Genomic DNA, 13,513 nt, shown 5'->3' with positions numbered 1-13,513 from the left:
AAATTTTTAGAATTATTCTATAATCTTTCATAGAACATTGACGTTTTTGCCTACTGTTGCGTATAATAATAACAATTCAAATCAATTCCAAGTTTTTTTATAGGAATTAACAGATTAAGGAGGTCATTGTATTGTTTCTTCAAATGGAAAACATCGGAAAAACGTTTATTGATCAAGAGAAGCAATCCTCTTTTGAAGTCTTTTCCGATATTCGAATTACAATTCCGGAAAATCAGTTTGTTTCCATTCTTGGTCCATCTGGCTGTGGAAAATCCACATTATTATCTATAGTTGCTGGACTAGAAAATACAACAGAAGGTTCTATTTCATTACAGGGAAAGGAAATAAACAAACCAGGTCCAGACCGCGGAATGGTGTTCCAACAACCTTCTCTCTTCCCATGGCTTGACGTGAGAGGCAATGTTACCTTTCCACTTAGAAAAAGATTATCTAAACAAGATGCCGACAATCATGCGGATCGTTTTTTAAAAATGGTGCAATTAAGCAAATTTAAAAACCATTATATATATGAACTATCGGGAGGAATGCAGCAACGTGTTGCAATTGCTCGCGCTTTAGCAATGGATCCTAAAGTGCTGCTGATGGATGAACCTTTTGGAGCGCTTGATGAACAAACACGCCATATTCTCCAAGACAAATTATTGGATATATGGCAGGAAACACAGAAAACCATTCTATTTGTTACACATAGCATTCAAGAAGCAATTAAATTATCTGACCGAATTATCGTAATGGGTACTCGTCCAGGAAGGATTATTTCAGATATTCCAATTGATCTACAGAGACCGCGTGAACGCGAAGATCGTAATGTTATTGAATTAGAGCAACACATTATGGAACTTTTAAAAATAGAAATAAATAAAGTGTTAAAGGAAGAGTTATCGGATGAATTTCAGCATAGCAGTTAAGCGGATGATCTTTCTCGTTGTTGTTTTAGGTATATGGCAAACGATTTATTCTTTAAACATTTTTGAAGCAATTGTATTCCCCTCCCCAAGTACTGTTGCTACTACATTATATGAAGGCTTTGCAAGTGGGGAGTTTGTAGAAGCTTTAGGAGCTAGCTTTAAACATCTTTTAGCTGGGATGTCATTAGCCATTGTAATCGGAACGATTGTCGGTGTCATTCTTGGTAAATCGAAACAAGCGGATGAAACAGCAGGAATGTATTTAATTGCACTTCAAAGTATTCCAAGTATTGTATGGGTTCCTCTCGCGATCATGTTATTTGGATTTACGGAGTTTTCTGTCATTTTCGTTGTGGTACTAGGAGGAACCTTTGTCATGGCGATTAATGTTCGTTCAGCAATTCAGAACGTATCACCACAGCTTATTCGAGCAGCTAGAACGATGGGGACAAAAGGAATGGAATTATTTTATCGAGTAGAGATACCTGCTGGCATCCCCTACTTTATGACAGGTATACGACTTGCTTGGGCATTTAGCTGGCGTGCATTAATGGCTGGTGAATTGTTAAGTAATGGTCCAGGTCTAGGATATTCGCTAAGCTACGCGCAAGACTACGCGAGAATGGATCAAGTGATTGGTATCATTATAATTATTGGAGTAATCGGAGCATTTATGGATCATTTTGTATTTTCAAAGTTAGAACACACAGTAAGAAAGAGATGGGGACTATTAAGGTGAAAGGATGAATAACGAATGAATAAAATCGTAGAATTTATTTTCCTATTTTCATTAATTGCGAGCGTGTTAGCAGCTTGCGGAAATAATGAAACGGATGGTGAACAAAAAGAGATAACAATTGGTTACTTCCCAAACATTAATCATGTCGCTGGAATGGTAGCCGAGGAAAAAAATTTATATGCGGAAACATTACCAGATGGAACAAAAGTAAATTATCAATATTTTCCTGATGGTTCTGCCTTTATGACTGCATTAGAAACAGGTGAAATTGAAGGTGGTTTAGTTGGACCTGGTCCAGCTATGAATCATTTTGTTAGCGGTGCAAAAGCTAATATTGTCGCAGCTGGATCAACCGGAGGAACAGTGATTATGGCTCGAAATAATGCTGGGATAGAAACGCCCGACGACCTAGCTGGTAAGACATTTATTTCACCTCGCGTGGGATGTACGCATGATGTCCAATTCGAAGCACAAATGAAAGAAGAATACAACCTTACCTCTGATCGAGTCAATGGAGAAATGAAACATGTTACAGGCAAACCAGCAACCTACCATAGTATGTTTACTTCCGGAAAAATTGACGCCGCTACTGTCCCAGAGCCATGGGCTTCTGTCATAGAAGCAGAAGGCAGTGGAGAAGTGCTGATTGACACATCTGAAGTTGCCTGGGGAGAATCACTTCCAGCTGCCGTCTTTGTTACCTCGCAAGATTTAACAAAGAATAACCCTGAACTTGTTCAACATATCGTTGATGGACATAAAAAAGCGACTGAATTCATTCAAGAAAACCCAGAGGAAGCTAAAACAATAGCCATTGATAAAATTAACGAGATAACAGATCAAAAACTCTCGAAATCAGTCATTGATAATGCTTGGAAACGAATTGACTTCACTTACAATATAGAAGCGGATGTCTTACAGGATTTCTCTAATGCTTCCTATGATTTAGCATTTCTAAAAGAAAAACCTGACTTAAAAGGATTAGTTGACAAAAGTTTCATAGAATAACCAATCATCTCCCTGGAAAGAGCCTATCATGGACTTCCAGGGGATCTTTATTATTTCTTTCATAAGATAAGCACAAGGATGATTCCCCGTTTTCAGTTATTCACATATAATTACCTAGCCAACCGCTCCACTTTCTGCATTCAAGCATAACTGCTTTTTCACACCTTGATAGAGACGAAGATAAAAGTATCTTATTCCTATAATCATTGGAACGATTTCACTCGAACCGTTCGGATGATTTGTTTACATTTAATAGGTTGTCTATCGCTTCGTAACAATGCTTCGCTTTCTTCAAGAGTCTACGTATGTTGACTGCACGTGTAAACGGATGGACGAAGAAGACTTGTATTTAATGTTACGAGTAACGATTGATATTACTACCCTTCAATCGGGAACAGAGCTCGTCTTAACGCATGAACTCGATTCAAACTGAAACTGGCTGGAATAACTGAGGACGCAGCTCGAATGACAGAACCACTTTTAAATAGCTTTAAAAGTAACTTTTCCATCCACTTCTTCTCTTCTCACTTTATCCATCGATTCCAAATAGAGTAACCTCGTTAACGTAGCCATAAATGAACTAAGTATTAAAATAATGTTTGTTGTACCATAAATCTCATAGCAAACTTGATGAGCGGTTTTTGCTTCATCTTTTACTGATGCAAATACTTGCTTTAAACGAGTAACATGTCTCTTCCTTAATTCTTCAATGCGATCACTCAAATGATAAATCGGATCACCATGACCAGGCAAGGCAATCGTGGTTGGGTAGTTCGTTAATAAGGATAAGGAATTAAAATATTCCTTCAAGGGATTAGCTTCTTCCCCAGTCCATAAACCAATTACAGGAGAAACATCTTTTAATATATGGTCTCCAATAATCATAAGCTGTTTATTGCGCTGATAAAAACAGAAATGATCCCAAGCATGACCTGGAGTCCATATTGTTTCATATTTCTCATCACCCAGTTTAATGTTTTCATCCTTCGTGAATATTCCATTCGGTTCAAAATTATAAATATCTGATTCATTTTCGCTTTTTTCCGGGAAATTAGAAACCCCATGTTTTCTTACCAGACAGGCTAATTTCTTCTTTGTATTTGTTTCTCTCCGACATTTCATTTCCTGATAGCTATAATCGGAAACATAGACAGGAATCTCATGAACTTGTTGAAACCATTTTGCAAGCCCAATATGATCCTGATGTGTATGTGTTAATACAATTTTTTCTATCGGAATGCCCTTATCTAATACATCATTCCATGTTCCTTTTGCTTCTTTCGAATTTGTTCCTGTATCAATAACTGTATACCCATGGGCTCCTTTTATTAAATAAGAATTAATCTCTCCCATCCCTTTTGGGAATTTCACCACTAATTTATGTATTCCCTCTGTTACAGTAACAAACATTGCCTTCCCCTCTTTTGATAAATCTGTAATTTCACAATTTACTGTGTTCTTCTATTATAGTTGACTTAGGTCAAATAATAAATAAAACAGCTCTTCCCTTTTATAAGGGAAGAGCCCTATGTTTTTTTATCATCAGTGAATTACGAAATCATTACTTTGCAAATATCGTTCGTAAATTCTACTGGATCATTTACTGGCATACCTTCAATTAGTAAAGCCTGATTATATAATAGATTTGTATAGAGGACTAGCTTGTCTTTATCTGTTTCATGGGTAGCTTTTAAGCTTTGAAAAATTTCATGATGAACGTTTATTTCTAGGATTTTATCCGCTTTTACTTGCTGATTATTCGGCATTGTATTTAGTACTTTTTCCATTTCTAATGATATATCTCCATCTGCAGTCAAGCAAACTGGATGAGACTTCAAGCGCTTCGAAGCTCGAACATCTTTTACTTTTCCTGATAAATGTTCTTTCATGAAATGAAATAGTTCTTCATTTTCTTCTTGCTTCCCTTGATCCGTTTCTTCATTCGAATCTTCATCTATACCAAGATCGCCACTGGAAACGGACTTAAATTCCTTTTCTTGATAATTCATTAACATTTTAATTGCGAATTCATCAATTTCCTCTGTGAAATATAAAATTTCATATCCTTTATCCGCTACAATCTCAGTCTGTGGGAGTTTTTCAATACGATCAATCGATTCACCCGTGGCATAATAAATATATGTTTGATCTTCAGGCATTCGTTTTACATATTCATCAAGTGTTACCAGTTTCTTTTCCGTTGAAGAATAAAACATTAATAAATCCTGAAGTGTTTCTTTATTTGCACCAAAATCACTATAAACGCCGATTTTCAATTGCCTTCCAAAGGAGTCATAAAATGTTTCATATTTTTCTCGCTCCTCTCTTTGCAAATGAAGCAGCTGGTTTTTTATTTTCTTTGTAATATTTTTAGCAATGACTTTTAATTGGCGATCATGCTGGAGCATTTCTCTTGAAATATTTAGAGATAGATCTTCTGAATCGACCATCCCCTTGACAAAACTGAAGTAATCCGGAAGCAATTCACCACATTTATTCATGATGAGCACGCCATTCGAATATAACTCTACGCCTTTTTCGAATTCCTTGGAGTAATAATCAAATGGCGTATTTTCTGGAATAAACAGAATAGCATTATAACGTACAGTTCCATCTACATTGATATGAAGGGATTTTAATGGTTTATCAAAACCATATCGTTTCTCTTGATAGAAATTCTCATAGTCAGCTTCCGTTAATTCCTTTTTATTTTTTTTCCAAATTGGAACCATACTATTAATGGTTTCTTCCTCAACATAGTCTACATATTCGTCACTTTCATCATCTGTTGGTTTGCTTTTTGTGATATCCATTTTAATCGGATAACGAATAAAATCGGAATATTTTTTAATAATTTCCTTTAATTGGACTTCATCTAGATAAGCATCATAGGATTCATCTTCCGTGTTTTCTTTTATTTTTAACGTAATTTCTGTACCAATCTGTTCTTTGTCACAAATAGAAATGGAATATCCTTCCGTACCTGTTGATTCCCATTGATGTGCTTGTTCTTCATCCAAAGCTTTACTCTTCACTGTGACGTTATCAGCTACCATAAACGCAGCATAAAACCCTACACCGAATTGTCCGATAATATCGTGTCCATCCTTGATTTCGGTATCCTTCTTAAATGCAAATGATCCGCTTTTTGCAATTGTACCTAGATTTGTTTCCAATTCTTCCTTCGTCATACCAATTCCAGTATCAATGACTTTCAACGTTCGATCCGCTTTATTAGGAATAATTTGTATGTAATAATCAGCTTGATTAAAAGCTAAGTTCTCATCTGTTAAACTACGGTAATACATCTTATCCATTGCATCACTAGCATTAGAGATTAATTCTCTTAAAAAGACTTCGCGTTGAGAATAAATAGAATTTACCATTAACTCTAGCAATCTTTTAGATTCCGCTTTAAATTGTTTTGTTTCCAAGACGATCTCTCCTTTATTCTTACTAATTTGATCTATCATATGTTTAAATACCATAAACTTTTTTTTCTGTCAATACAACAAGTAAAAACTCCCTTTAGTATAAAATAGGCTGGAAATTAGAGGAACCTGTAATAGATGTCCGAAACCATTTCCTCCCCATCATAATAAAGTAAAGAGAATTCATATTCAAAATTTATTACTTTAGGAGGTTGTTTATGAAACAGGTATTTATTATGTTACTAACAGTTGCAACAATTTTATTCGCTTCCCTCTCATCCGTACAAGCAAAATCACAACTAACTGGATGGGATTATGTTGGTTACTCTATCTTCTTTAATACTACTGGTATTGCAGAATCCACCGGCGGGGATTTTAAGTACTGCTTAGATGCAGGTCCTTCCGGCTGGTACAAGTTATGGGAAGATGACCCTGTAGGAGATGATTTTGTAGGAGAAAGATATTTATCCCATGGTGAATGTGCGATTTTTAGAAATATCGGCGGATTTGTAGATGGTTCCAATAACGAAGCTGAATTTTACGTGCAAAAAATTCACAGTACAAATGTAAAATCATATATGATTTTTTATGATTAAAAATAAGAGGCTGACCTAAAAGTCAGCCCCTTTATTCACCTTTAAATAAGCAATCCTGCAATTGCTGCACTTAATAAATTGGCTAATGTACCACCAATAATAGCTAAAAAAGCAAACCGAACTAAATCGTTTTTTCTAGACGGAGCGAGTCCGCCAATTCCTCCAATGAGCATACCCATACTAGCCAAGTTAGCAAAGCCGCATAAAGCAAACGTTATAACTGCAACCGTTTTATCTGAAAAATGGTTAATTTCAGCTCCAAAATTGCTAAACGCAACAAATTCATTTAATACGAATTTTTGACCAATAAAGGAACCTGCTTGTATCGCTTCATCCCATGGTACACCAATTAGAAAAGCTAATGGTGCCATCGCATAGCCAAGAATCTGTTCAATGGTCACAGCCTCAAACCCAAACCAGCCACTGATCCATTCAAGACCAAGGTTAACCAATGCTATTAGGGATATAAACGCAAGCAGCAATGCCCCAATGTTTAATGCAAGCTTGAGCCCGATTAATGCACCATTAGAGGCTGCATCAACGATATTTTTTGCCTCTTTTTCAGACTCAGCGATAATCGCTTGTTCTTCCGTTGTTTCTGTTTCCGGTACAAGTATTTTAGCAATAAGTAATCCTGCAGGTGCTGCCATAAATGCCGCGGCTAACAAGTAATCTAATGGTACACCTAATAGGGAATATCCAACAAGAACCGTCCCTGACACAGAAGCTGTCCCCCCAGTCATAACTGCAAACAACTCCGACTTTGTCATTTTTTCTAAATATGGTTTTACAACAAGTGGTGCTTCTGTTACGCCTACAAAGATATTGGCAGCAGCTGACAATGATTCTTGCTTTGTTGTTTTTAACATAAAAGCCAAAAATCCACCAATTGCTCTTGTCAAAATTTGCATCACACCGATATAGAATAAAACAGATATAAGTGAAGAAAAGAATATAATAACAGGTAACACTTGGAAAGCAAATACAGTACCAATACCTTCTAATCCGAGCACACCGCCAAATAAAAAATTAATTCCTTCATTGGAAGTATTGATTATCTGCTCAACAATGGAAGTGATTTTCCGAAAAAAACTTCTACCCAATTCCCATTTCAAAACAATAAATCCAAATAAAAATTGCAGCACCAGTGCACCAAATACAGTTCGATAATTAATATTTCTTTTGCTTTTTGATAATAGAAATGCAATGATTAATATCACCAATATTCCAGTAATTCCCCAAATAATTTCCATCATGTAAACCTCACTTCGTTGTTTTCTAATTACGAACCAGATGATAATACGTCGATTAATTTATCTTTAAACGCTCTCCTGTCCACTGCTTCGCAAACACGAACATTTGGCGCTTTTCCAGAACGGTTATTCATATCAACGAAGCAATATCCTCTCGTTAGCTCTCCTTTTATTTCAATATCTACGTAGTAACTACTTGCCTCCACCATTAATTCTTCGTGTGCAGCAACAGCAACTAATAAAGTATCTGGATGTGTAGTTCCATTAATTTTATGAATGGATGGATTAAAGCGCATAACAACTTGATTAATATCTATAAAAAAATCAGATCTAGAAGTTCCTAAAGATGCTATTTCTTGATGGTCTTCATCAGTCATCACCGAATATTTCGTACACATATCCCAGCCAACCATCGTGATGGGAATACCAGCATGCAAAACAATTCTTGCCGCTTCAGGATCAACCCAAAAATTATACTCTGCTGCAGCAGTAATATTTCCTAAAGAATTATTAGTTCCACCCATAATATAGATGTGCGGAATATCCTTTACGATAGATGGATCCTTTTTTATTGCCATAGCAATATTGGTCAATGGGGCAATTGCCAGTAATTCAATTTCACCAGGGGAGGCTTTTACCGTTCTAACAATAAAATCAACAGCATGCTCCGCTTCAGGTCGTTGACTTGCTTTTTCAAAAAACGAATCCCCCATCCCGTCTTTGCCATGAACATCCTCAACGGTGCGATGACTATCTTTTCCAGCAGACAAAATAGAGCGCTCATGGCCTTTATATACCGGTACCTTATAATTAGGTTGAAATACTTGAATGGTATATAATGCATTTTCTACCTCTTGTTGAAATTCTACATTTCCTCCAGTTATTGTGACTCCTTCTACTTTAAAGTGATGTAGAGCAGTAAGTAATGCGATCGTGTCATCACCAGCAGTATCTGTATCAATAATCACCCTTCTCATGTATATCAGCTCCTTTCATGTTGTCTTGATAAGCTTGTAATATAACCAAAGAATTGTTCGCGATCTACTTCATATACCAAATTAACTGCTCGCCCTTCTTCTGAAATCTCTGTTTTGCCTTGACTCGCACCTTGAGGGTGAACTGTACAGTTAACTTGTTTTTTCTTAACTAGATCACTTTTGCCAATGGTAGCCGTTGTAAGCACATCCCAAAGAAAATACGTAGAGTTCGTTTGGAAATGTACGAGAGGTGGGACCATTGCATAGCATTGTCCTAAGAAATCGATTCCGATGTCCTTTCGCTCTGCAGCCCATTGGTTTCTTACATCAACTGTAAGTGGCACCATATTCGTGCTTTCCAATGCAATTAAATCTATTTCAATATTGCTTTCCCACACTTTTTGCACAGCCTCTGGGTCCCAAAACGCATTCCATTCAGCTGAGCCATCATGTTCAGGCTCCTCCACATTCCCTACATCAAGAAAGGTACCACCCATCCATGCTAGTTTTTCAATATTTTCTTCAATTTCAGGTGCTTCCTCTAACGCTCGTGCTAGATCTGTTAGAGGTCCAACAAAAACAAGTGTTACTGGTTCATTACTTTGCTGAATTTGTTGAACCAAATGCTTATGTGCTGGAAGTTCCGCTTCTTTTGTACTTATTGGTAAGTTTTCATTGAGGATTGGTAAGGCATCGACAAAAAAAGCATGCATTCGCCAATCCTTTGGAAATGGATTTTTCCCACGTGAGGTAGATGCAGCAACTTCAATTTTGTCACCATTCCCAAAACGATCGATTATTTTTCGACTCGCATACATTGCCGGCTCTAAATAACAATCTGCAGGAATGACCCCCACTCCTAATAAATCAATATCTTCCATTTGCAATAATAAAAATAATGAAATTAAATCATCGACGCCACCATCATGATTTAAATAAACCTTCTTTTTCATAAAAAGTCCTCCCCAAAAATGGTTTGATTTTTTAGTGAACGTTCCTATTATAAAAAAGTCCAGTCATTAATACAAGTTTTTGTTCGTTTTTTACTGTTTTTTAATGCGATAACAAACGAATAAAACTTGTTATTTAAATTAAATCCAAACAATATAACATAGACAACTACCATAAATTATTTTTTTAACATATACCGAACAAAAAAGTAAAAAGCTCTTGAAAGAGCTTTTTACTTATGATTCTGCCTAAAATGCTCTATTTCTTGGCGAGCATCATGTAAATGTTCTTGAGTCTGTTGAAATTGGGGATTTTCTAACGCTTCATTTCCAAACCGATCCTGCGCAGCCTTTAAATGCTCTTCGGCTTGACGTAACTGCTGCTGAGCTTGTTCCAACTGATCCATATCCCCATTCGTTTTTGCCTGTTCAATCATTTGATATGCTTGTTTTACTTGAATGGTACACTTTTCAATCTCCTGATGTTGATTTTGCCCTGACATCGAAATTCCTCCTAGCATAAATACTGTTTCCCTATATATTTCCTTTATTTTCTAAAACTATGTATTTCAATTAGCTGCATTATTTTTACATCTATTTAAAGCAATCCTTACAGATATATCGTGGATCATATAATTTCACAAAAGTTTTAAACAACTTACTGGTAAGAATTCCAACCCAGAATAAGGATAATTACGAATAAAAAAGAACTGCCTCCTACGCAGTTCCTTAAGAATGGATTTTCTTATCATATAAGATTTTACCAGGATTTAAAATATCCGCCGGGTCTAATGTTTTCTTAATTTTTCGCATCACTTCTAATGCTTTTCCATGCTCTTTTTCTTGATATTTTGCTTTACCAACACCTACCCCATGTTCCCCCGTACAGGTTCCGCCTCTATCCAAAGCATAGGCTACGATTTTTTCATTTACTACATTAGCTTCATCTATATCAGCCGATTTATTTACATCAACCATTAATAAGATATGATAATTACCATCACCAACATGACCTACAATTCCGCCGTCAAGGCCAGAAGCTTCAATCGCTGCCCTTGCATCCTTAATTGCTCCAGCTAGTTCAGATATTGGGACACATACGTCAGTAACCATCTGTTTTTTTCCTGGGAAATTATGCAAATATGCGTATGCCGCATTATGTCGCGCCTCCCATAATTGCTGTCTAGCAGCTGTATCTGATTCAAAATCTAAGGATCGGCAGTTTAAATCATGCAGAATTTCTTTGGCAAACGCTACATCTTGTTGTAATCCGGCCTCATTTCCATGGAATTCAAGGAATACAGTTGGAATTTCCGGATAATCTGTCTCACTAAATAAATTAATTTGTTTCATTGATTGTTCGTCAACCAACTCTACTCTTGCTACTGGAATACCCGCTTGCAAAATACCAATGACAGCAGATACAGCTTCATCTAATGAATGAAAAGCGGCTCTTCCTGCCATTGTTTTTTCAGGAATTCCATGCACTTGAAGTGTAAGCTCTGTAAAACATCCTAAGGTGCCCTCTGAACCAACAAATAATCCATTTAAATGGTAACCTGACGAAGACTTAGCTGCCATCCCACCGGTATGGATAATCGTTCCATCTGCAAGCACTACTTCTAAGTCTCGAACTTGATCTCGCATAATTCCATATTTTACTGAGGTAGTTCCACTTGCATTTGTTGCAGCCATGCCCCCTAGGGTTGCGTCTGCTCCTGGATCAACCGAGAAAAATAACCCATGTGACTTTAATTCTTTTTCCAATTGTTTTCTGGTTACTCCTGGTTGGACTTTAACAAGAAAATCATCTGGTCGAATTTCCAATACTTTGTTCATCAATGAATAATCCATAACAATCCCTTTATCATAGGGAATCATACTTCCTTCTAAGCTCGTTCCCAAACCATACGAGACAACTGGCACCTCATATAACGCTGCAAGCTTAATAATATCACTGACTTCTTCCGTATTTTCAGGAAATACCACCACATCTGGCCGTGCTGGTGTATGGTACGATTCATCCGAGCTATGCTGGTCTAAAACGGTTTCATTATTCGTCACACGATCGTTTGGTAAAATCTGATGCAAAGCCTCTAATAGTTTCAACCCCATCTTCCTTTCAAATCGTCTCATTTATTTATAGTTTATCACATTTAATACCTATACGTTATTGAAGAGATTTATTTCTGGATGATATCATTTACTAATAAGAAAGGGGATTGGGATGCATTTTTCAGCATAAAAAAGCTTGCAGAGAACTACAATTAATTCCCTACAAGCAGTGATCACTTTCTATATACAACTCGTGTCTTACAAATGATATCATGGAGAGCTTTTTTCTCTTCATTCCAACCTGCCATCATAAAACCAATCAATAATGGAATTGCAGAAAGGAAATAACTTAAATACCGTCCAATTGATTTCAATATACTTATCTGCGACATATCCGTATTAACAACTTGAATATTACAGATAATTTTTCCTGGTGAGCCTTTCCATTTACTCGCCGTTAATATAATCATAAATAAAATGATATAAATCGCAGACGCCCATGAATCCGAAGTGGAAGTCTCCATTTCAGCTTGCGAATACAAAAATACAAAATCCTCATCGTTAATAATGAATGCAATAATAGCTGCCAATACAGACAATAATAACGAATCTACGATACTTGCTAATACCCGTATCCAGAATCCAGCTGGCTTTGTTTCAGCCATTTAATAACCTCCTTGATGCGTTACTTTGTTGTTCGTTTAACCTATTTTCTCTGCTACTCACCTGTGCAATCGATAGATGTACTTTAACCAAAATGGCTCATATGTACGCACGTACTTCATAAAGGGACATAAACAGATAAATACCATAGCATTATACCTACCAAGAAGAATAGGACATACGTAATCGTCCCTGATTGTCTTCTAGATGCCACACCCGTTTCCTATTGTTTATTATTTCAATACGGTCATCTTGTTAGATAGTAGAACGATATTACCTTCGTAAGCAGGCCTATTTTGTTGACAGTTTTTATCATTGTCATCTGTCCGTTCCCTTCCTAAGAACTTCATTTCTTTATTTTATATGTTTGATATGAAAATTAAGAAATTCGAGTACCGTTTTTCACTTCTTCTCCTGGATTCAACAGTACGACATCGCCTTTTTCCGGCACCCCACCTAATACGAGCACTTCTGATTTAAATCCAGCAATTCGCATAGGCGGGAAGTTAACAACTGCTGCTACTTGCCGACCAATCAAATCTTCTGGTGTATAACGTTTGGTTATTTGCGCAGACGATTGTTTCATACCAAGCTCTCCAAAATCAATAAATAATTTAATTGCGGGATGCTTAGCCTCTGGAAACAGTTCCGCCTTTCTTACGGTTCCAATTCTCATATCAATTTCCATAAAATCGTCAATAGTAGCCAAGTTTATTCCTCCATTCCATTTTCTATATAATTAATTCGCTAAACCCTCACCTAATCCCTGTTTATATAGGAAACTAATCATTTCTAACCTACGAAGTAAGATTTCCTATCCTATCATGTCAAAATATCCTGTTAGATAATCTAACAAATCGAATGACAAGACAAGAAAATTATTCTAATCTGTTACTATCATCATCTACAGAT

At 36.4% G+C, this 13,513-nt stretch carries 13 protein-coding genes; 4 read left to right on the top strand and 9 right to left on the bottom strand.

Features of this window, described 5'->3' with window-relative positions; translation table 11 throughout:
* Positions 1-131 precede the first annotated feature (131 nt).
* Genes JKP73_RS16080 through JKP73_RS16070 form a run of 3 tightly spaced genes read left to right on the top strand, consistent with a single transcriptional unit; the run spans position 132 to position 2,676 of the window.
* Positions 132-929 carry an ABC transporter ATP-binding protein gene (locus JKP73_RS16080; RefSeq protein ID WP_021292040.1) on the top strand — a complete coding sequence of 266 codons (798 nt, stop codon included), beginning with the start codon at positions 132-134 and terminating at the stop codon, positions 927-929.
* Complete coding sequence (locus JKP73_RS16075) at positions 907-1,668, top strand: ABC transporter permease (RefSeq protein ID WP_021292039.1); 762 nt, start codon at positions 907-909, stop codon at positions 1,666-1,668. Before JKP73_RS16080 ends, JKP73_RS16075 begins: the two co-directional genes overlap by 23 nt.
* Before the next feature lie 15 nt (positions 1,669-1,683).
* Positions 1,684-2,676 (top strand): aliphatic sulfonate ABC transporter substrate-binding protein, encoded by a 993-nt coding sequence (locus JKP73_RS16070; RefSeq protein WP_200411548.1) that lies wholly within the window; start codon positions 1,684-1,686, stop codon positions 2,674-2,676.
* A gap of 480 nt (positions 2,677-3,156) precedes the next feature.
* Here JKP73_RS16070 and JKP73_RS16065 read toward each other — a convergent pair whose 3' ends face one another.
* Together JKP73_RS16065 and htpG are read right to left on the bottom strand one after the other, a co-directional pair.
* Complete coding sequence (locus tag JKP73_RS16065; RefSeq protein WP_160807379.1) at positions 3,157-4,086, bottom strand: MBL fold metallo-hydrolase; 930 nt, start codon at positions 4,084-4,086, stop codon at positions 3,157-3,159.
* A gap of 140 nt (positions 4,087-4,226) precedes the next feature.
* Positions 4,227-6,110 carry a molecular chaperone HtpG gene (gene htpG / locus JKP73_RS16060; protein WP_038245711.1) on the bottom strand — a complete coding sequence of 628 codons (1,884 nt, stop codon included), beginning with the start codon at positions 6,108-6,110 and terminating at the stop codon, positions 4,227-4,229.
* Positions 6,111-6,325: 215 nt separating this feature from the next.
* Here htpG and JKP73_RS16055 point away from each other — a divergent pair, with 215 nt between their 5' ends.
* On the top strand, positions 6,326-6,703 hold the full coding sequence (locus tag JKP73_RS16055) for a YndA family protein (protein WP_021292034.1): 378 nt from the start codon (positions 6,326-6,328) through the stop codon (positions 6,701-6,703).
* A 41-nt stretch (positions 6,704-6,744) separates the two neighbouring features.
* On the opposite strand, the gene JKP73_RS16050 is transcribed toward JKP73_RS16055, so the two are convergent.
* From JKP73_RS16050 to csaA, 7 genes are all read right to left on the bottom strand, one after another.
* Positions 6,745-7,956 (bottom strand): NupC/NupG family nucleoside CNT transporter, encoded by a 1,212-nt coding sequence (locus JKP73_RS16050; RefSeq protein WP_021292033.1) that lies wholly within the window; start codon positions 7,954-7,956, stop codon positions 6,745-6,747.
* A 29-nt stretch (positions 7,957-7,985) separates the two neighbouring features.
* Positions 7,986-8,933, bottom strand: a complete 948-nt coding sequence (locus tag JKP73_RS16045) for a nucleoside hydrolase (protein ID WP_200411547.1) — start codon at positions 8,931-8,933, stop codon at positions 7,986-7,988.
* Positions 8,934-8,938: 5 nt separating this feature from the next.
* Entirely contained in the window at positions 8,939-9,886 is a 948-nt protein-coding gene (locus JKP73_RS16040; protein WP_021292031.1) for a nucleoside hydrolase, read from the bottom strand.
* A 230-nt stretch (positions 9,887-10,116) separates the two neighbouring features.
* Positions 10,117-10,386 (bottom strand): hypothetical protein, encoded by a 270-nt coding sequence (locus JKP73_RS16035; protein ID WP_038245713.1) that lies wholly within the window; start codon positions 10,384-10,386, stop codon positions 10,117-10,119.
* A 226-nt stretch (positions 10,387-10,612) separates the two neighbouring features.
* Positions 10,613-11,992, bottom strand: coding sequence for an FAD-binding oxidoreductase (locus tag JKP73_RS16030; protein WP_370457724.1), 1,380 nt, complete (start codon positions 11,990-11,992; stop codon positions 10,613-10,615).
* 179 nt (positions 11,993-12,171) lie between these two features.
* On the bottom strand, positions 12,172-12,603 hold the full coding sequence (locus JKP73_RS16025) for an RDD family protein (protein ID WP_021292028.1): 432 nt from the start codon (positions 12,601-12,603) through the stop codon (positions 12,172-12,174).
* A 377-nt stretch (positions 12,604-12,980) separates the two neighbouring features.
* The gene (gene csaA, locus JKP73_RS16020) at positions 12,981-13,310 is read right to left on the bottom strand and encodes a chaperone CsaA (protein ID WP_021292027.1); all 330 of its coding nucleotides are present in this window, start codon (positions 13,308-13,310) and stop codon (positions 12,981-12,983) included.
* Positions 13,311-13,513: the final 203 nt, after the last annotated feature.

Source organism: Virgibacillus salexigens, from assembly GCF_014905415.1.
Classification (GTDB): Bacteria; Bacillota; Bacilli; order Bacillales; family Amphibacillaceae; genus Virgibacillus; species Virgibacillus salexigens.
Note: the sequence above shows the minus strand (reverse complement) of the source record. Positions and strands in the feature narration are given on the sequence as shown.

Bases quoted from the DNA above. Each gene is read 5' to 3' on its own strand.
- JKP73_RS16035 (WP_038245713.1), bottom strand. From the start codon at position 10,386: ATGTCAGGGCAAAATCAACATCAGGAGATTGAAAAGTGTACCATTCAA.
- JKP73_RS16050 (WP_021292033.1), bottom strand. From the start codon at position 7,956: ATGGAAATTATTTGGGGAATTACTGGAATATTGGTGATATTAATCATT.
- JKP73_RS16040 (WP_021292031.1), bottom strand. From the start codon at position 9,886: ATGAAAAAGAAGGTTTATTTAAATCATGATGGTGGCGTCGATGATTTA.
- JKP73_RS16025 (WP_021292028.1), bottom strand. From the start codon at position 12,603: ATGGCTGAAACAAAGCCAGCTGGATTCTGGATACGGGTATTAGCAAGT.
- JKP73_RS16055 (WP_021292034.1), top strand. From the start codon at position 6,326: ATGAAACAGGTATTTATTATGTTACTAACAGTTGCAACAATTTTATTC.
- JKP73_RS16045 (WP_200411547.1), bottom strand. From the start codon at position 8,933: ATGAGAAGGGTGATTATTGATACAGATACTGCTGGTGATGACACGATC.
- JKP73_RS16070 (WP_200411548.1), top strand. From the start codon at position 1,684: ATGAATAAAATCGTAGAATTTATTTTCCTATTTTCATTAATTGCGAGC.
- JKP73_RS16075 (WP_021292039.1), top strand. From the start codon at position 907: ATGAATTTCAGCATAGCAGTTAAGCGGATGATCTTTCTCGTTGTTGTT.
- JKP73_RS16065 (WP_160807379.1), bottom strand. From the start codon at position 4,086: ATGTTTGTTACTGTAACAGAGGGAATACATAAATTAGTGGTGAAATTC.